Source organism: Vibrio sp. 811 (assembly GCF_033339195.1).
Genome location: NZ_JAWOUB010000001.1, coordinates 786,352 through 803,759 on the forward strand (window position 1 = coordinate 786,352; position 17,408 = coordinate 803,759).

The window sequence follows — 17,408 nt, forward strand, 5'->3', positions numbered from 1 at the left end:
ACCGTTAAATAAGACACCGCCCAGCGTTATAGCAGGGCGGTCATCAACGAAAGAATGCAGAAAGACACTTCTGCTCGTTTTTATTCTAGTTAAAGAACGATTTCACCCACAGCACCAGACTGTCCCAAAGCTGACCGAACCACGAGCCCTCTTCTACCGCTTGGCTGCTGACCAAGGGATAACTCGCCACGGTACTGTCATCGCTTTTCCAAACGACCTTACCAATCTCATCCCCTTGCGCTATCGGTGCAATCAATGGTTCATTTAACACCACACTCTTATCAAGCCCAGCCGTCATTGAACGAGGCAGAGTGAGATAGGCATCTTTAGCGAAGATCGCCTCAACTTGATTGGCATTACCCTTCCAAACGCGAACTTTAGACTCAACTTGGCCCTGCTTAGCAACTTGCTTGGTGTCATAAAAACGAAAACCATAGCTGAGTAGATTCTTCGATTGGCTGATCCGAGCCTGTTTACTTGGCGTGCCCATCACCACCGAGATAAGGCGCATTCTTCCTTCTTTGGCCGAGCTCACCAAGCTGTATCCGGCATTGCTGGTGTAGCCGGTTTTGCCCCCGTCGACATCAATGGAATTGTCCCACAACAACTTATTGCGGTTGTACTGCGTAATGTCGTTCCACTTGAAGACTTTCTCGCTGTATAGCGCATACACATCGGGAACATCGCTGATGATCGACTGCATGAGTTTTGCCATATCGGTTGGTGAGGTTTGGATGCCATCACTATCAAGACCATGGGAGTTCACAAAATAGGTGTCTTGCAGTCCTAATTTCTCCGCCCAACCGTTCATCAAGGCGACAAAGCCGCGTTCACTGCCTGCAACGTGCTCAGCCAGTGCAACGCATGCGTCATTTCCTGATTGGATGATCACGCCGCGCATTAAGTTCGCAACACTAATTTCATCTTTCGGTTTGATGAACATTTTAGAAGAACCGGGAAACTTGGCCGACCACGCGTTTTCGCTCACGGTGACAACATCATCCCATTTCAAACGCCCCGCTTTGATTTCTTGTCCAACTACATAAGCGGTCATCAACTTGGTTAAACTCGCCGGAGCAAGGCCTGCTCGCCCGTTATGCTCGGCAATAATGGCACCGGATTGAAAGTCCATTAATACGTAGCCTTTTGCCTGTAACTGAGGTGGGTTGGGCGTAACAACGGCAAAAGTAGGTACACTTATTAAACAAGTCACAATTGTCCATCGAGCCAGTGACACTTTCATCCGACTTCCTCCATGCTCTTACTTTGTCGCAACTCTATTGAGCATAGCTCACTCAACCAGTTGCACCAGTCGCTAATCGTTTCATTTTCTTGAACTTACATTGATTTGACCAAGGTATAGAACTGAAGAGGCAATTGGGAAATAGCGTTGGTTCTTCGCGCCATTCGCAGTAAAGTAGCGCTACCCCTCAATAAGGAAATAAAGATAACAATGAACGCTCAATCATTTATCGACGCAGGATTGCATTACACTCCCCACAGTTTTACCGTTCCTCTGGATTACCAAGACGCGAGCAAAGGCACCATTAGAGTCTTCGCCCGTTCGGTTTGCCTAGTTGACGATGAAGAATCGACCAAACCTTGGTTGGTTTACTTTCAGGGAGGGCCTGGCTTTCCCTCTCCACGTCAAAACGGCAATAATGGCTGGGTAAAACGCGCCCTGCAAGAGTACCGAGTTTTGCTTCTCGACCAGCGCGGTACGGGCAACAGCAGCGTAATTAATCACCAGACGCTTGCTCACCTCACGCCAGAAAAACAAGCAGACTACTTGAGCCACTTCCGAGCGGATAACATCGTGCGCGACGCGGAATACATTCGTGAGCAATTTGGCGTCGAAAAATGGGCGATCTTAGGTCAAAGCTTTGGTGGTTTTTGCTCCCTCACCTATTTGTCTTTGTTCCCAGACAGCTTGCTACAAAGCTACATCACAGGTGGCGTGCCATCAGTCTCGCGTCATGCCGACGATGTGTATGAAGCCACCTTCAAACGCACCATGGAGAAAAACCAAGCGTTCTTCCAACAATTTCCAAGTGCGCAACAACTTTGCCAAAACATTGCGAATCACTTGCTGGAAAACGAAGAGTACCTACCAAATGGTCAACGCTTCACGGTGGAGCAATTTCAACAAATCGGCATCAACTTTGGTGTGAGTGATACTTTCTTGCCAACTTACTATTGGCTAGAAAGCGCGTTGATTGAAGTGAACGGCAAACCACAACTTCGTTATGAGTTCTTGAACGATATGTTGGCGCAGCAAAACTTCCAAACCAACCCGATCTACGCCATTTTGCATGAATCGATTTACTGCCAAGGCTTTGCGTCGAATTGGAGTGCGCACCGTGTTCGCCAAACCCGACCAGAGTTTAATTATGAACCTGGCCAGCCATTTTACTTTACGGGGGAAATGGTCTTCCCGTGGATGTTCGACCAATACGTCAACCTCAAACCACTAAAAGACGCCGCAGAAATATTGGCCGCGAAAGACGATTGGGCTGCGCTGTACGATCAAACACAATTGGCTCAAAATAAAGTTCCTGTCAGTTGCGCCGTTTACGCCGATGATATGTTTGTTGAAATGGATATCAGCCGAGAGACACTCGCGTTAATCCCAAATTCAAAAGCGTGGATCACCAACGAGTACGAGCACAACGGTTTGCGTGCCGACGGTGAACGTATTCTCGACAGGCTCATTGCCATGGGAAAACAGACCGCAGCTACGTTGAAATAAGCAGGACAGACGTTAGAAAAACGCCTTTTCAGTATTTGGTGAAAAGGCGTTTATAGCGGCTTATGAACAATGGCGATCAGTCATTCACTCTTTGTCCCTAAACCTTTATCCCTCACCACCTCATGTATAAAACTGCGACATGTCCTTTCCTTGTCAATGACTCCGGTGATTATTTGGTGCTTCTTGCGCCTAACTTTTTTGAAGGGCCTAAAACAGAATAACAACATAAATTTAAACCAAAAGTATCGGCCCCAACCTACCTGACTCACTATAATTAATGCTTATAATTTGAACACATAGCGGCTTCACCTGCGGACATGCACCCCCTATCAAAGACCGCCAGGCCCCGCCTACTCATAATATCCGTATAATTTGTCCGTATTTCCGACTAGTTTAGTCAGGTATACTTCGTGCCGCTAAAATTTTAAGGTCGTTGACCACCTGTATTTTTAAAGGAAACCTCATGAGTCAGTATGTAGTTTGTGCGCTGTACAAGTTTGTTGAGCTGAATAACTATCAAGAGCTACGCGAGCCATTACTTGCGTTGATGGAAAAACACCATATTCGCGGAACATTACTACTGGCAAGTGAAGGTATCAACGGTACTGTTGCATCTGATCGTGCAGGTATTGATACGCTACTGGAGTGGCTAAACAACGAACCTCGTTTGACTGGCACCGTATACAAAGAGTCGTATTCTGAGACCCAGCCATTCAATCGCACCAAAGTGAAATTGAAAAAAGAGATCGTAACATTAGGTGTTGAAGGTATAGACCCTCGCCACGTAGTGGGGACTTACGTGAAACCTCAAGAGTGGAACGATCTTATTGCTGATCCTGAAGTATTTGTTGTCGATACACGTAATGATTACGAAATCGAGATCGGGACATTCAAAGGCGCTGTAAACCCAAATACTGAAACCTTTCGTGAATTCCCAGACTATGTAAAAGAAAACATGGACCCGGCAAAACACAAGAAAGTTGCGATGTTCTGTACCGGTGGTATCCGCTGCGAAAAATCAACTGCTTACATGAAAGAACAGGGCTTTGATGAGGTCTACCACCTAGAAGGCGGCATTCTTAAATATCTTGAAGAAGTTCCTCAAGAAGAGAGCATGTGGGAAGGCGATTGTTACGTATTTGACGGTCGTGTTGCCGTGAACCACCAGCTAGAAAAAGCAGATTACGATTTATGTAACGCTTGTCGTCTACCGATCACTGAAGAAGACAAACAGTCAGAATTGTTCGAGCAAGGCGTGAGCTGTCCAAAATGTCACGGCACACACTCAGAAGAACAAATTGCTCGATTCCGCGAGCGTGAAAAACAAATTGTTCTTGCAGAGCAGCGAGGCGAGCAGCATGTTGGTGGTGAAAGTGCCAAGCAAAGAGAAGCCCGACGTGCCGCTAAGTACGCGCAAAAAGAAGCGCAGCGTAAACAAGACTAAGCCCAACTCTCCTTATATTTAGCGAGCTGCCGTATAGTGGCTCGCTTTTACTGCGCACCAATACTCTTTCAGTACAATTTTGTATCCCTCACCAATACCTCTAGTTGATTGTTTCTTTTGCCTTCGGGTAGCCCCACCATTTCATCATAAGCACTTTGATGTACTAAAACCTGCTTATTTGCTTTGATATTCCTGCACTTCTTTTGCATCTCGATAAGGGAATGAGCCCTCAAAAAGATGCCGTTGTCATCAGTGATAAATTGCGCTTCTCCATCAATCACAACAGATGCCTGATACAATGCGAGATCAAGCGAATGAATGACCAATTTATCTACATAGAAGTATTTTTGTAACTTACTCAATGGTATTGCCATGTGTCACCTCCCTAAAAGTTACCTTTACGTTTTGTAGAATAAAACCGATCATTGGATGAGATTTCTTCGGTTTACTTGCGTACAACATCGGAAACTAAAGAGGATTCCGATGCAAACAATCAATGTCGTGTGGTTAAAACGAGATTTAAGGCTGACTGACCATCAACCACTAACTCAAGCATTATCAACAAAGCACCCAACTGTGCTTTTATATATTGTTGAACCATTGCTATTGAACAACCCACACTATTCTGAGCGCCACTGGCGATTTGTTTGGCAATCACTGCAAGACATGGATGAGACGCTCAAAGCATATGGGCATCGAATCACGGTGCTGTTTGACGATGCCTTAGCATGTTTTCAATCAATTCAAGCGCAATATCAAATCAACGCTGTTTTTTCTCACCAAGAAATAGGACTCAACTGCACCTTTGAGCGCGACAAACAAGTTGCCGCTTGGCTGTATAAGCAGAACATCGACTGGTTTGAGTTCGAACACGGTGCTGTTATCAGAGGTGCAAAAAACCGGCAAGGTTGGGACAAACATTGGGACTCTGTCATGAGAGCCTCAATAAGCCCTATTGAGCTCCAAACCGACTTATTGCATTCATTGGATGCAGAAGCTCTCGGCTGTTCGTTTTCGCCACCATCATCCTGGCTATCAAAATGCAAAGGAATGCAAACGGGAGGAAGCCGGCTCGCTTGGAAAACACTAGAGGACTTTTTTCATCGTCGAGGTCGTGATTACTATCGAAGCATTTCTAGTCCCACAGCCTCACGCACAGCCTGTACTCGACTTTCTCCATACCTCGCTTGGGGTAACATATCCTTGCGTGAAGTTTATCAATACCTTTTGAAACACTGGCAAGTCGCTGGATTTCGTCGCAGCTTAATTGCATTGTCTTCACGGCTTCATTGGCACTGTCACTTCATCCAAAAATTCGAATCGGAATACGACATGGAGTTTTACTGCGTTAATCGGGCTTACGAACCATTGATTAGACAAAGTAGTACTTTCGATGAAGAAAAGTTAGCAGCATGGAAATCCGGGCATACTGGCGTACCTTTGATTGATGCCTGCATGCGCTGTTTGCACCACACTGGTTACATTAACTTTCGCATGCGTGCCATGCTGGTTAGCTTTCTTACTCACCACATGAACATGGATTGGCGAGTAGGTGTAACGCATTTAGCGCAACTGTTTCTCGACTTTGAGCCTGGAATTCATTACCCACAATTCCAAATGCAAGCAGGAGTAACCGGGACTAACACAATCCGTATTTATAATCCGATCAAGCAAGCCCAAGAACATGATCCTAACGGTACGTTCATCTACAAGTGGGTACCTGAGTTACAAATGGTTCCTCCCCCTCTTTTATTCGAGCCCTGGACAATGACCCAGATGGAAGCTGTCATGTATCAATTGCAGCCAGATAGCCGTTACCTTGCACCTTTTATCGCACCAGACAAAGCAGCTAAGGCAGCAAGAGAGCGCTTATGGACGTGGCGGAAACGAGCTGATGTGAAACAAGAAGGCAGACGAATTCTTGCGCGACATGTTAGACCCTCAAAAGAAAGTAGGACGCGATGATCATCTTTCAATCACGATGCGTACAAATGCAAACACACTCCAGGGAACCCGTTGTACCCTCAACTAGTAAGGAACACATTATGTTCAAACGTATCTTAGTTATCGCGGCGACACTGATGGCGACATTATCTTTTATGCTTCCCGTCAAGGCTCATGAGCATGGCATGATGAAAGCCGATATTGTCGACGTTGCCGCTGAAAATGGCTCTTTCAATACGCTTGTTGCTGCGGTGAAAGCAGCGGGCCTGGTTGACACTCTCAAAGGGGAAGGCCCATTTACTGTTTTTGCACCAACGGATGACGCTTTTGCAAAACTGCCAGACGGCACAGTCGACATGCTCTTAATGCCGGAAAACAAAGACAAGTTAGTATCTGTTTTGACTTATCACGTCGTCCCAGGGAAAGTGATGGCTGCCGATTTTGTTAAGCTAGACAAAGCGACTACGGTTCAGGGGCAAGATGTGATGATTAAAACCATGGGCGATAAAGTCATGGTTAACGATGCAAATGTCATCGCAACCGATGTGAAAGCTAAAAACGGTGTCATTCACGTGATTGATACTGTCATTATGCCGAAATAACACCATCCAGAGGGCGGTACACTCCGCCCTTTAGACAGAACTTCTTCCACCCTTAGCACGATTCCTCTCCATTTATCCCCAACAAACCTCCATTCATTCTCCATGATTATTAATAAGATAAAAACAAAATTAAAATCAATATCTTGCAATACGATACTGCATAATATTGACGAGGTTAAGATATCGTTATCTTTCAATTTGAGAACAGGATTCCATGTCAGTGACGTTTACTTTTCCACATGTAAATTCTTAAGCTAAATTTTGGCTGCTCAATCACATTTCGGCAAACCATTCGAAAGGGTGGGAAGCAAAGCTTCCGGTCTGTCAGCATTTAAAAATCTAAAAGAATGCTCATGATAGCGGGGTTACCATGACTCAGTGTTACAGAAGTCCAATTTCTGTAGCGTTGCTTTATGCTCAGCATGCGCCGGGGTGTGACATTAGTTTGTCAGCCATAACAGAGGACATGTGATGAAATCATTTCCAACCAAATCCGTACTCGCGTTAGCACTTGCAAGCATTAGCTCAGGTGCTGCGGCTCACGGTTATGTATCAGAAACCAATGGTGGTGTCGCTGCAAGTCGCTCGGCACTATGTAAGTATCCATCGCCAGATACTAACGAAAAAAATAATAACTGCGGTGCGATTCAATATGAACCGCAAAGCGTTGAAGGCCCTGATGGCTTTCCCGAAACAGGGCCTCGCGATGGTAAAATAGCGAGTGCCGAAACCGCTTTAGCAGCTGCCCTTGATGAGCAAACTGCCGACCGTTGGGTAAAACGCCCTATTCAAGCAGGTACACAAACTTTTGAATGGACATTTACTGCTAACCACGTGACGCGCGACTGGAAATATTACATCACCAAGCCTGATTGGAACCCAAACGCTTCACTATCACGAGACTCTTTTGATCTAACTCCTTTCTGTGTCGTCGACGGCAATATGGTTCAACCCCCGAAACAGGTAAGCCATCAATGTAATGTGCCTACTCGCGAGGGATACCATGTCATCCTGGCAGTATGGGATGTTGGCGACACTGCAGCCTCATTTTATAACGTGATCGATGTGAAATTTGATGGTGGCAGTCCCGTTATTCCAGATTGGAAGCAAGGCGGTCAAATTATTCCTACAATGGATTTAAATATTGGGGATTCGGTTTATACACGCGTATTTGATCAAGCAGGTGAAAACGTGGCGTATAGAACTGAACTAGAAATTACCGATGCAGCAATGGGCCAAGCGAAAAACTGGTCTTACGCACTCGCGACTAAGCTAAACCAAGAACAAGCAAAACTGCAATCCGGGCAGTATGCAGAGGATAAATTCACTCCTGTTTATGGTACTAATCCGGTGTATCTGCAAGCAAATAGCGGCCTTGAGCGAGTAGAGATCGGCTATAACATTGAAACTCCTGTTCCGGAATACTCACTCACAGTAGATGGCTTAGCAGACGAGTATATCATTGAGTCAACACCGACAACGTTGGATCTGACACTAACTTCTGAAGGCGATTTAAATGCAGAACTCACCGTTTACAATCACCATCGCGAACCACTTGCAAGTTGGGCAAACGAAATGAAAGACGGCTCGGTAGAGGCGATATCGCTCGCTTTAAGTAAATCGGAGCCGGGTCACCATATGCTCGTGACACGTATTAAGGATAAAGATGGCAACTTGGTGGATCAGCAAACACTCGACTTTCACTTAAAAGAAGAGTCAGTTACTCCGCCACCATCTGGTGAGTACGATTTTGTCTTCCCTGAAGGACTATCTAGCTACACGGCGGGCACAAAAGTGCTTGCCAGCGACGGGGGCATTTATCAATGTAAACCTTTCCCATACTCTGGTTACTGTATGCAGTGGAAAGAAAGCGCAAACCATTACGAGCCTGGAATAGGTTCACACTGGCAGATGGCTTGGGATAAAGTCAACTAAATCACCCTTTTGAACGTTAAGTAAAAAGAGCCTCACTATGAGGCTCTTTTATAATCAAACGCAAAAATGACAATTTTCCCGGTCTAAACCATAAACACCAGATAAACTAGTGAGATGCGCTCGCCCCTCAATCAGCCCCATTTCATACCCTTCTAGTAAAACGGATTGTCGCATTGATAAGCGCTGAACATGAAAATTATCTGGTGGGGCAATTACCCTAACATGTGTTCCTGGTGGAGGGTTACGAATAAACTCCAATGATTGATTATAGTTATCTGCACGTCTTAACATCGCATCCGCCATTTTGGGGTGCTCCGCAAAAAGTTTCTTCATCAGCCATGTGGTCTTAACTGGCTTTTTGGCATAATTCAGTGGGTGAGAGAGTACTACGGTTATGTCGCGAGCCCCTCGACGATAAGCCTCACGCACTGGGATAGAGTCAGCGACCCCACCATCGGTATAACAACCGCCAGAAAAACAAGGGGTATGCTTGTAGGCAATCGGTAATGCTGTTGTCGCTTCAATCGCATGGTGAAAATTATCACGTGTCACGCGATAGTAATCTGCCTGCCCTGTATCTACATTTGTTGTCGCTGCGAGAAAAGGAACGCCATTAAACAGTTTATTTTCATCGACGGGATACAAGCGATTAGATTCTTCAAACAACCACTTCACATCGATGAGGTCCCCACCTTTAACGAAGCGAGTCGGGTCAAAAAAGCGTTTACTTGTGGCCAGCTTAGTAATGACGTTAATACTGCGATGCGGGTAGTCGGTCAAATACCCAATCAAATTTGATGCACCAGCAGATACACCGATTGCAAAATCAAACGGTTTATAACTCTGCTCTAAAAACGCATCTAACACTCCGCTTGCGAAGACGCCTCGCATCGCGCCACCTTCTACTACAATTGCTTTTGTTGCCATATTTCCCCCATTCTCCTTGCCAAAAGAGTAATGAAATTCGTGCAATCACAACAATTGAATATTCTTATTATTGAAATAGGTGAAGTCTATTTATTTCTCTCTTAGAAAATGAAAACTAAAGTTCAAAAAATCCGTACCCGTTAGAAATGTAATTGCGGGCTTAACCAAGGTGGCAAGGTCTAAGAGAAATCTAGGAGAAAACCGTTTTATAGGCTTCGCCCGCGCCATCAATGAACATTTGAGTACCAATAACCGCTAGAATTAAGCCCATCATTTTAGTCACAACATTTAGAGCACTTGGTCCAACCGCTTTGACCAATTTGTCTCCAAACAAAAACAGTACATAGGTGATCACACAAAGGACAGCGAAAGAAACGATAGTAATAATGGTTTGATCGAAACCACCCGCTGTCGCAAAGTTCATCGCGGTAGCAATCGTTCCAGGCCCAGCTAATATTGGCATCGCCAGTGGAGACACTGCAATACTCAATGCCGCCCGTTGCTGAGCTGGTGAATACGCCTTCTCTTTGGTTTTTTGATGCGTCGAATCACCTTGAAGCATGTTAAAACCTATCAAAAACACCAAAATACCGCCTGTTATTCGCAATGCATAAAGCGTGATACCAAACAAATCAAAAATTAACTTACCGGCAATAGAAAATATCGCGATGATAATAAATGCAATAAAAACCGAGCGGAGCGCAATGGAACGGATGGTTTCTTTATCTTCATCAGCAGTTAAACTCAAAAAGATGGGAATATTGGCGATAGGGTTCATGATGGCAAAGAAGCCCATAAACACCGTAACTGTATGAACAATGAGTTCTTTCATATTTTCCACTGCATTTAAATTATTGATTCTAAAAACAGTATATACGCTCTCAAACAGAAAGAGTGGTGTATTCTCGATTCGCCTTCACACTTATGCGCCAAGCATTGTTTTTCTTTTGAGATAGTTTACCGACTCATCAAATGTCGCTAAGGTGAGTCTTCAGCCTTTACACGTAACAGGGGATGTTAAGTCACCATGAACAGCACGATTCAAACAATTCTCAATCACCGCTCAATTCGAAAATTCACCTCACAACCGATTGAGAGCGAACAATTAGATGCCATTCTTCAAGCCGGCCTTGCGGCGTCCTCATCAAGCATGTTGCAAGTCGTTTCAATTATCCGCGTGACCGACAAAGAAAAACGTACACTATTAGCTCAATATGCCGGAAATCAAGGGTACGTTGAAAGCGCGGCTGAGTTTTTGGTGTTTTGTATTGATTACCAGCGCCACGCCAGTATCAACCCAGATGTTCAAGCTGATTTTACCGAGTTAACGCTAATAGGCGCTGTAGACTCGGGGATCATGGCACAAAATTGCTTGCTTGCGGCGGAGTCGATGGGACTAGGAGGCGTGTATATTGGTGGTTTACGAAACAATGCCCCAAAAGTAGACGAATTATTAGGTTTACCTAAAAATACCGCCATTTTATTTGGTATGTGTCTTGGTCATCCAGATCAAGCCCCTGAAGTAAAACCTCGCCTACCTAAGCATGTCGTGGTGCATGAGAATCAGTATCAAGACCTAAACTTGGATGATATTCAGACGTATGACCAAACCATGCAAAACTACTATGCAAACCGTTCGAGCAATCAAAAACAGAGTACTTGGTCACAAGAAGTCACCAGTAAACTGGCTGGCGAATCACGTCCGCACATCCTGCCGTATTTGAATGGGAAGGGGCTAGCGAAGAAGTGACCATGTCGAAAGACAACAAAAAAAGAGACCCGAGTCACACTTTTGATAATCCTATTTAATACAACGAGATAATTAGTCGGTAGATTTTCTTGGTTGTATTTTAGAAAGAAAACACTACATATAGAGCTAATAAACAAAATTTGAGCTAATTGAACAAGTTTTTTATCCGAAATATGAAATCTTGTAAGTGAAAACATAAAAATACGATATTTATCTGGACACTTGCTGCATTATTGTCTATTGCTCTAATCATTGAAATTCATTAGAGTTCATGCCTCCAGATGCAATCAATCCCTTATTGAGCACTTTATAAATAGAAGAAGGTGGTGCTTATAAGGTTATGTTGTGAAGTCTTTTCTGGAAAAGAATGTTGCTACCAGCAACTCGCTCTTTACGTCAGATGAATGAAAAAACATGAATTTCAAACATAAAAAGCTAGCTAGTTTAGTGCTCTCCTCAGTACTTCTTTCTGGATGTACTGTACCCGGTAGTCACCTTTCCACAGATGGAAAAAACTTCGTCGAAGACAGCAATGTTAGTCGCACTTCTGATTTCAATGTTTTTCCACTTACACTTGATAAAGTATCTCAACTTAAAAGCTTGGGGATAGAAGCCAAATCCAACCCTGAACTAGATCGCCAACTTAGCGCTTATGAGTATGAGGTTGGCCCTGGAGATATACTAAACATTACTATTTGGGATCACCCAGAACTAACTATTCCTGCTGGTTCTTATCGCAGCTCTGCTGAAGCGGGGAATTGGGTACATGCTGATGGTACTATCTTCTATCCATATATAGGTATTGTTGAAGTTGCGGGTAAAAACGTTCGTCAAATTCGTGCTGATATTTCTCGCCGATTAGCAAAGTACATAGAAAGTCCTCAAGTGGATGTCAGCGTAGCAGCTTTTCGTTCGAAAAAATCCTACATTACTGGTGAAGTAAGTAATCCTGGACAACAACCAATCACCAACATCCCACTCACCTTGTTAGATGCAATTAACCGTGCAGGTGGATTAGCCGAAAACGCCGACTGGAAAAATGTAACACTGACAAGAAACGGCATAGTTGAAAACATATCTCTTTATGCGCTGATGCAAGAAGGCGACCTCACTGAAAATAGGCTACTTCAACCAGGTGATATCATCCATGTGCCAAGAAATGATTCACAAAAGGTTTTCGTTATGGGTGAAGTTAACGATCCTAAACTACTGAAAATAGATCGCGCTGGCATGAGCCTTACGGAAGCTCTGAGCAACGTTGGCGGTATTAATCAGATATCAGCGGATGCGACAGGTGTATTCGTAATTAGGAGGTCACAAGACGCAGGTTCACTGGGCGACATATATCAACTTGATGTCTCCGATGCGGCAGCGCTCGTTATTGGTACTGAATTTGCTCTGAAACCGTATGACATCGTTTATGTCACTGCGGCGCCTATCAGTCGTTGGAATCGCGTTATTGCACAACTAGTACCTACCATCTCAGGCTTCAATGAACTTACAGAAGGCGTCCTTCGAGTCAGGACTTGGCCATAGAAAAAGCATTCTGAAGGGCTTGTTTGAACATAAACAAGTCATTCAAACGTTGTCTATAAGGAGCAAAACATGTTTTCGAACATTCTTGTCGTGTGTGTAGGTAATATTTGTCGCTCTCCCACAGGAGAGCGGTTACTACAGCAACTACTCCCAGATAAACAGATTTCTTCGGCGGGTATTGCCGTAGAAAAAAGTCGCCTAACCGGAAAGCCAGCAGATGAAACCGCCAGACTTGTCGCGTCAGAACGTGGTATCTACCTGCTAGACCACAAAGCGCAGCAGCTAACCGCTAAGTTGTGCGCAAAACAAGACCTAATATTGGTGATGGAACAAGGTCATATCGATGCTTTGACGGAGCTGGTACCAGAGGCTAGAGGTAAAGCAATGTTATTTGGTCACTGGATAGGTTCCGTGGATATTCCAGATCCATACAGACAGAGTAGAGAAGCCTTTGAGCATGCATTATCTCTGATTGAAAATGCTGCTCATGCATGGGCAAGAAAAATATAAATTCAGATCACTTGGCGAAATAAAAAATAATGGCTAACCAAACAATACAACCATCTGCTCTTGCTGATGATGAGATCGACCTAGGCAAGCTCTTCGGCATATTGATAGACGCGAAATGGTTTATCATCAGTATTACACTCTTTTTTGCAACATTAGGTATCGCGGTTGCGTTGCTATCAACTCCGATTTACAAAGCCGACTCGTTAATACAAATCGAAAAGAAAAGTTCAGGTGGTATTTCGGCGATGGTCGGTGACATGGGAGAACTCTTTTCTGCCGAATCATCTGCAACTACAGAAATTGAAATAATTAAATCGAGAATGATTCTTGGCGATACCGTTGATAAGTTTAACTTAACAACCATTGCCACTCCTGATTACTTACCTTTTGTTGGTAAAGGTCTAGCACGAATCAACGGTACTCAAAACTACATTTCTTTGACCACGTTTGAAGTACCTCGAACGGCTAAAGGATTATCTCATCAACTGATTGCTACAGACATCGAGAAAGGTCAATTCAGCTTGATGCTTGAAGACCAAATGGTACTTTCTGGTTCAGTTGGTCAACTAATTGAGATGAATGGCTATCGTGTAAAAGTGAACCAGCTCAATGCTCAAAATGAAGATACTTTTACAATAAGTAAAATAAGCAAGTTAGATGCTATCAACAAGTTAGCCTCACAACTTTCTATTTCAGAGAGAGGTAGCCAAACAGGTATTGTATCTCTAAGTATTGAAGGTGAATACCCAGACCACAATCAGCTTGTTTTAAATGACGTTGTTCAAAACTATTTTTTGCAGAATGTTAGAAGAAACTCAGCTGAAGCTGAGCAGAGCCTCAACTTCCTTAAAGGTCATTTACCCGAGATTAAGGACAAGCTAACTATTTCAGAAGATACATTGAACAGTTTTAGACAAGAAAACGAATCTATCGATTTAAATCTCGAAGCACAATCGACTCTAAAAGTGATGGTGGCACTTGAAGCCCAACTTAATGAGCTAACATTTAAAGAAAGTGAAATCAGTCAAAAATTCACCCAAGACCACCCAGCTTATAAATCGCTGTTAGACAAACGTCAGACATTACTGCAAGAGAAAGAGCGTCTTAACAAACAAGTTCAAAAACTGCCAAAAACACAGCGCGAAGTCTTGCGTATGACTCGTGATGTCGAAGTAAACCAGCAAATCTACATCCAACTTTTGAATAAAGTTCAAGAGCTAAATATCATAAAAGCTGGCACCGTGGGTAATGTGCGTATTATTGACAATGCACAATCTTACGCCGTTCCTATTAAACCGAAAAAACCTTTGATTGTGGTTTTGGCTACTCTTCTAGGAGGCATGGTAGCTGTCGCATTTGTTCTGGTAAAAACCGCGTTTCATCGTGGAGTGACTTCTCCTGATGAAATTGAGCAAACTGGAATATCTGTATATGCAAGTGTTCCAAAATCAGCACAACAATTGGAAGTTGCGAACAAGCTAAAACGTAAAAACAACAAAGACTTACTTCTTTTAGCAAATGCCAATCCAGCAGATCTATCAATTGAAGCACTACGTGGACTTCGAACCAGCTTACACTTCGCAATGTTGGAAGCCAAAAACAATGTCTTAATGATTTCAGGCCCAGCGCCTTCCATAGGTAAGACGTTTGTATCAACTAACTTTGCTGCAGTTGCGGCTAAAACGGGTCAAAAAGTCCTTTTGGTGGATGCTGACATGCGAAAAGGTTATTTACAGCAATGTTTTGGCCTCACAGCAGAGCAAGGGTTATCTGACTTACTAAGTGGAAAAATTGATCGAGCAACCGCAATCAAGCCAAGTCAAGTTGAAAACTTAGATGTGGTTACTCGTGGTCAAGTACCACCAAATCCATCAGAGCTTTTGATGCATCCACGATTTGTTGAATTTGTAGAACAAGTATCAAAAGAATACGATCTAATCATCATCGATACACCGCCTGTACTTGCAGTAACGGATCCAAGCATCGTTGGTGCACTTGCTGGCACCACATTGATGGTAGCTCGCTTCGACCAAACGACATTGAAAGAAATTGAGGTAGCACGTGGTCGCTTCGAGCAATCAGGCGTTGAAGTTAAAGGGGTGATTCTCAATGCAGTTGAGAAAAAGGCATCTAACTCATACGGCTATGGATACGGCTACTATAACTACGCGTACAAAAGCGAATCATAAATTGAATTTAGATCGCTAATTAAACCAAATATGACAAAGCCCTGCTAGAAACAGCAGGGCTTTTTCTATTGCACTCTTAATTGCTTGTACGTAATCAGACTAAGCAAGACAAAGAATATTGGGTCACTCCAACCAAAACCGACAAATACTCCGATAATGCCGGCATAGGTAGTAATCACTGCCCCTAACCCATTAGTAATAAATAATGCTTTAAACAGCTGTTTCGCAGTCTTACCAGATTCCACATCTCGTAGCATCAAACTCACCGCAGCGATTCCACCTAAAAAGATCGATGTATGTTGCGATAAAAACAGCGCGTACTGGTCGTTAATTTGTACTCCATACATCGGCCACATTATGGTTGGTACAAAAAACAACGCAAAAGCGAATACCGTATATACGACACCATGAACGGTTAGAAAAGTGCGGTTGGTCATCATCTCCTTATCCTCTAATAGGCCCTTGATTGAGCGTCGTTAACGGCACATTGATATCGAAAATTTGACCTCGTACTTCGACTACGCCCATTTTTCGTAAGCGTGCGGCATGCATTTCGAGATAAGCTTGCGCCGTGGCTTCATCTTCAAAAAGATAGATACCACCACCGAGTTTGTCTTTTTCGCTTTCCGTCCAGATTTTCCAAATCATGCCCGGCTCTTGGTTAATCGACTTAGCTAAGTCGACCAGAGCATTCGACATCTCGTCACCAAACGGACCATGAAATTCAAAATCAACTTGCAATAATTTCGCCATCTTGAGTCTCCTCTTCTTATTGACTCGTTTTCGATGACAAGATTATTACCTTTATAAAACTGACATAAAAGTTCATAATTTCGCCACTAACTGTCTAAAAAATTGACTCATGAGACTAAAAACGACCTTAGAACAATGGCAAACGCTACAAGCGATTAATCAAGAAGGCAGCATTCAATCCGCAGCTTTACTGCTCAACAAGAGCCATACCACATTGATCTACTCGGTGAGGAAGTTAGAAGACCAACTTGGTATTCAACTTATCGAAGTACGAGGGCGCAAAGCGGGTTTGACAGAGCACGGCAAAACCATACTGCGTCGTGCACAATCCATGCTTGAACAAGCGCGGGAACTAGAAGTCATCAGCGAGCAGTTAAAAAGTGGGGTGGAATCTCAAATCACGGTCGCAGTAGATCATCTTTGTGACCCTTGTTGGCTTTATGCACCACTCAGTCAATTTTTGGAGGACAACAACACGACCTCCGTTCAAGTGGTTGAAACGTCACTGAGCAAAACAACCGAAATGGTCGTAAATGAGCTCGCTGACATCGCAATCATCAACTTACCGATAACCAACTACCCTGCCGAAGCATTTGGCGTAACAACCATGCTGCCTGTAATCGCAGCACACCATCCACTCGCTAAAACGCCGCATGTTTCCATCGACGATTTTGCAACCACCAGCCAAATTGTCATCCGTGACTTAGGTGATTCAGACAAAACGAAAAGAGATGTGGGTTGGTTACGCGCACGTCAGCGTATTACCGTCGATAACTTCGACCACGCTTTTCACGCCGTAGAGCAAGGCGTTGGGTTTTGTCGGCTACCAGCGCACTTAGTCTCAGCCCGAAAGAGCGATAAAATTAACGTATTGGAGCTCGAACACTCCCATCAATATCAAGTTGCGCTGCACCTCACTTTGCCCAAAGGAGCCAAAAGTGGTCCTGCGACTCAAGCGCTTTATCGTATTTTACTCAAAAGTGTAGAAACTCGAGTCTAGCAACAGTGGTATTGAGTTGAATCGCTAGTGTTATCGCCTATTGATTCTCCCTAAACATAGAGAAACGGC

Annotated in this window: 16 protein-coding genes and 1 riboswitch; of the genes, 10 read left to right on the forward strand and 6 right to left on the reverse strand. The window is 43.9% G+C overall.

The genetic code is table 11. The annotated features are described in order from the left end of the window. Positions 1-85 precede the first annotated feature (85 nt). Positions 86-1,243 carry a D-alanyl-D-alanine carboxypeptidase family protein gene (locus R7Q46_RS03455; RefSeq protein WP_021484077.1) on the reverse strand — a complete coding sequence of 386 codons (1,158 nt, stop codon included), beginning with the start codon at positions 1,241-1,243 and terminating at the stop codon, positions 86-88. A 210-nt stretch (positions 1,244-1,453) separates the two neighbouring features. Between R7Q46_RS03455 and R7Q46_RS03460 the strand changes: the two genes are divergently transcribed. Then, positions 1,454-2,749 (forward strand): alpha/beta fold hydrolase, encoded by a 1,296-nt coding sequence (locus R7Q46_RS03460; RefSeq protein ID WP_318077288.1) that lies wholly within the window; start codon positions 1,454-1,456, stop codon positions 2,747-2,749. 463 nt (positions 2,750-3,212) lie between these two features. After that, positions 3,213-4,193, forward strand: coding sequence for a rhodanese-related sulfurtransferase (locus R7Q46_RS03465; protein WP_017634441.1), 981 nt, complete (start codon positions 3,213-3,215; stop codon positions 4,191-4,193). Between the two features lie 68 nt (positions 4,194-4,261). On the opposite strand, the gene R7Q46_RS03470 is transcribed toward R7Q46_RS03465, so the two are convergent. Continuing rightward, a complete protein-coding gene (locus tag R7Q46_RS03470; protein WP_136976810.1) occupies positions 4,262-4,567 on the reverse strand; it encodes a DUF6482 family protein in 306 nt (101 codons plus the stop codon). 109 nt (positions 4,568-4,676) lie between these two features. Here R7Q46_RS03470 and R7Q46_RS03475 point away from each other — a divergent pair, with 109 nt between their 5' ends. From R7Q46_RS03475 to gbpA, 3 genes are all read left to right on the forward strand, one after another. After that, a complete protein-coding gene (locus R7Q46_RS03475) occupies positions 4,677-6,158 on the forward strand; it encodes a deoxyribodipyrimidine photo-lyase (protein ID WP_318077289.1) in 1,482 nt (493 codons plus the stop codon). A gap of 80 nt (positions 6,159-6,238) precedes the next feature. Continuing rightward, a complete protein-coding gene (locus tag R7Q46_RS03480; protein ID WP_054579379.1) occupies positions 6,239-6,739 on the forward strand; it encodes a fasciclin domain-containing protein in 501 nt (166 codons plus the stop codon). 272 nt (positions 6,740-7,011) lie between these two features. Next, a riboswitch (cyclic di-GMP riboswitch) is annotated at positions 7,012-7,112 on the forward strand. A 98-nt stretch (positions 7,113-7,210) separates the two neighbouring features. Beyond that, positions 7,211-8,674: an N-acetylglucosamine-binding protein GbpA gene (gbpA, locus tag R7Q46_RS03485; protein WP_318077290.1), complete on the forward strand. Its 1,464-nt coding sequence runs from the start codon at positions 7,211-7,213 to the stop codon at positions 8,672-8,674. A 54-nt stretch (positions 8,675-8,728) separates the two neighbouring features. Here the strand turns inward: gbpA and R7Q46_RS03490 are convergent, their stop codons facing one another. After that, positions 8,729-9,601 (reverse strand): patatin family protein, encoded by an 873-nt coding sequence (locus R7Q46_RS03490; RefSeq protein ID WP_053303897.1) that lies wholly within the window; start codon positions 9,599-9,601, stop codon positions 8,729-8,731. A gap of 190 nt (positions 9,602-9,791) precedes the next feature. Continuing rightward, positions 9,792-10,433, reverse strand: coding sequence for a MarC family protein (locus R7Q46_RS03495; RefSeq protein WP_005374889.1), 642 nt, complete (start codon positions 10,431-10,433; stop codon positions 9,792-9,794). A 195-nt stretch (positions 10,434-10,628) separates the two neighbouring features. Here R7Q46_RS03495 and nfsA point away from each other — a divergent pair, with 195 nt between their 5' ends. The 4 genes from nfsA (at position 10,629) to R7Q46_RS03515 (ending at position 15,586) form a co-directional block, all read left to right on the forward strand. Then, the gene (nfsA, locus tag R7Q46_RS03500; protein ID WP_053350001.1) at positions 10,629-11,351 is read left to right on the forward strand and encodes an oxygen-insensitive NADPH nitroreductase; all 723 of its coding nucleotides are present in this window, start codon (positions 10,629-10,631) and stop codon (positions 11,349-11,351) included. 414 nt (positions 11,352-11,765) lie between these two features. Further along, a complete protein-coding gene (locus tag R7Q46_RS03505) occupies positions 11,766-12,887 on the forward strand; it encodes a polysaccharide export protein (RefSeq protein ID WP_033906671.1) in 1,122 nt (373 codons plus the stop codon). Between the two features lie 69 nt (positions 12,888-12,956). After that, complete coding sequence (locus tag R7Q46_RS03510; RefSeq protein ID WP_213871288.1) at positions 12,957-13,397, forward strand: low molecular weight phosphotyrosine protein phosphatase; 441 nt, start codon at positions 12,957-12,959, stop codon at positions 13,395-13,397. Positions 13,398-13,426: 29 nt separating this feature from the next. Continuing rightward, entirely contained in the window at positions 13,427-15,586 is a 2,160-nt protein-coding gene (locus tag R7Q46_RS03515; protein ID WP_151515281.1) for a polysaccharide biosynthesis tyrosine autokinase, read from the forward strand. A 65-nt stretch (positions 15,587-15,651) separates the two neighbouring features. Here the strand turns inward: R7Q46_RS03515 and R7Q46_RS03520 are convergent, their stop codons facing one another. Both R7Q46_RS03520 and R7Q46_RS03525 read right to left on the reverse strand, forming a co-directional pair. Further along, complete coding sequence (locus R7Q46_RS03520) at positions 15,652-16,023, reverse strand: hypothetical protein (RefSeq protein ID WP_213871368.1); 372 nt, start codon at positions 16,021-16,023, stop codon at positions 15,652-15,654. A gap of 7 nt (positions 16,024-16,030) precedes the next feature. Further along, positions 16,031-16,339, reverse strand: coding sequence for a monooxygenase (locus R7Q46_RS03525; protein WP_005374871.1), 309 nt, complete (start codon positions 16,337-16,339; stop codon positions 16,031-16,033). Positions 16,340-16,448: 109 nt separating this feature from the next. On the opposite strand from R7Q46_RS03525, the gene R7Q46_RS03530 reads away from it, so the two are divergent. After that, on the forward strand, positions 16,449-17,339 hold the full coding sequence (locus R7Q46_RS03530; protein ID WP_213871289.1) for a LysR family transcriptional regulator: 891 nt from the start codon (positions 16,449-16,451) through the stop codon (positions 17,337-17,339). Positions 17,340-17,408 lie beyond the last annotated feature (69 nt).

What these genes read in the sequence shown, in the direction of transcription:
- R7Q46_RS03455 (WP_021484077.1), bottom strand. Translation starts at nt 1,243, where the DNA reads ATGAAAGTGTCACTGGCTCGATGGACAATTGTGACTTGTTTAATAAGT.
- R7Q46_RS03460 (WP_318077288.1), top strand. Translation starts at nt 1,454, where the DNA reads ATGAACGCTCAATCATTTATCGACGCAGGATTGCATTACACTCCCCAC.
- R7Q46_RS03465 (WP_017634441.1), top strand. Translation starts at nt 3,213, where the DNA reads ATGAGTCAGTATGTAGTTTGTGCGCTGTACAAGTTTGTTGAGCTGAAT.
- R7Q46_RS03470 (WP_136976810.1), bottom strand. Translation starts at nt 4,567, where the DNA reads ATGGCAATACCATTGAGTAAGTTACAAAAATACTTCTATGTAGATAAA.
- R7Q46_RS03475 (WP_318077289.1), top strand. Translation starts at nt 4,677, where the DNA reads ATGCAAACAATCAATGTCGTGTGGTTAAAACGAGATTTAAGGCTGACT.
- R7Q46_RS03480 (WP_054579379.1), top strand. Translation starts at nt 6,239, where the DNA reads ATGTTCAAACGTATCTTAGTTATCGCGGCGACACTGATGGCGACATTA.
- gbpA (WP_318077290.1), top strand. Translation starts at nt 7,211, where the DNA reads ATGAAATCATTTCCAACCAAATCCGTACTCGCGTTAGCACTTGCAAGC.
- R7Q46_RS03490 (WP_053303897.1), bottom strand. Translation starts at nt 9,601, where the DNA reads ATGGCAACAAAAGCAATTGTAGTAGAAGGTGGCGCGATGCGAGGCGTC.
- R7Q46_RS03495 (WP_005374889.1), bottom strand. Translation starts at nt 10,433, where the DNA reads ATGAAAGAACTCATTGTTCATACAGTTACGGTGTTTATGGGCTTCTTT.
- nfsA (WP_053350001.1), top strand. Translation starts at nt 10,629, where the DNA reads ATGAACAGCACGATTCAAACAATTCTCAATCACCGCTCAATTCGAAAA.
- R7Q46_RS03505 (WP_033906671.1), top strand. Translation starts at nt 11,766, where the DNA reads ATGAATTTCAAACATAAAAAGCTAGCTAGTTTAGTGCTCTCCTCAGTA.
- R7Q46_RS03510 (WP_213871288.1), top strand. Translation starts at nt 12,957, where the DNA reads ATGTTTTCGAACATTCTTGTCGTGTGTGTAGGTAATATTTGTCGCTCT.
- R7Q46_RS03515 (WP_151515281.1), top strand. Translation starts at nt 13,427, where the DNA reads ATGGCTAACCAAACAATACAACCATCTGCTCTTGCTGATGATGAGATC.
- R7Q46_RS03520 (WP_213871368.1), bottom strand. Translation starts at nt 16,023, where the DNA reads ATGACCAACCGCACTTTTCTAACCGTTCATGGTGTCGTATATACGGTA.
- R7Q46_RS03525 (WP_005374871.1), bottom strand. Translation starts at nt 16,339, where the DNA reads ATGGCGAAATTATTGCAAGTTGATTTTGAATTTCATGGTCCGTTTGGT.
- R7Q46_RS03530 (WP_213871289.1), top strand. Translation starts at nt 16,449, where the DNA reads ATGAGACTAAAAACGACCTTAGAACAATGGCAAACGCTACAAGCGATT.